The following is a 971-nucleotide window of genomic DNA, read 5'->3' on the forward strand; positions in this document are numbered from 1 at the left end:
ATCAGAACACCAAAATTCATTCTTTCTGCCATAATCTCGCTGGCGCCGATGACTAAGACACCTAGCCCAGTAATGGCAAGAATCAGGCTAGTTAAGCCATTCAACATCGCTTTTCGGCGGCCTTCAGCATAAACAGCAGTATCATGGTTAAGACAAACCCTCTGGTATCTTGAACGCCAACGCTCTACGGATCCCGAGTTAGATAATTCAGCAAAGCAATCAACTAGCTCGGAGCTTAGATCATTTAACTTCGTATTCTCTCGACTAACACGAAGGCTCAAAGACCCTTCAATTCGGCGTAAACTCCAAGCAACGATCAACATCGAAGCGATGCCGAGACAAGCCATAACACCGAGTCCAGGAGATAATATTGTTAACAGAACAACGAAAATAACTACAATTGGGATATCACATATTGCCTGCGCGGTAGGATGGGTAACAAACTGGCTTATGTTATCAACTTCGGCAACGCGCTGTGACTTGGTCGAAAGTTCAGAGTTGAGCAAATCGATTAGCCGATGGCGTACAATCCTATTAAGTACTTTCGGCTTCATGATGGATGAGAACCGTGTAGACACTTGACACAAGATACGTCCACGAATCAATCTCATCACAAACTCAGATCCGAGTAGTATCAGTGCTCCGATAATACTGCCAATGAGAACTAGGTAAGAACCCGTGGGTAAAACCTGGTCGTAAACCACCATGACTATTAGTGGTACTGACAACGCAAAAAATCCAGTTAACACGCTAGTCAAAAGTACATGAGTTTTTAAAGGTTTGAATCGTGCAAATGTTTCTCGAACATAATCAATATTTCTTGCTTCAAGATGCTCTTTCTCTTCGTCAAAAATAAAGTACATCATCCGCTTGTTAAGCAGCTGACTTTCTCGCATCTCAAGGTAATCATCACCATCGAAAACGTGGTAAATGGAATCACGATCAATTGATTCAACTAGTAACAGCTTTTC

The 971-nt window shown here is 42.4% G+C and carries 1 protein-coding gene; it reads right to left on the minus strand.

What is annotated here, in order from left to right:
* A partial coding sequence (locus A3739_RS27090; protein ID WP_156502891.1) for an ABC transporter transmembrane domain-containing protein occupies nt 1–971 on the minus strand: 971 nt, incomplete at both ends.

The sequence above is a fragment of the Oleiphilus sp. HI0067 genome (assembly GCF_001635735.1).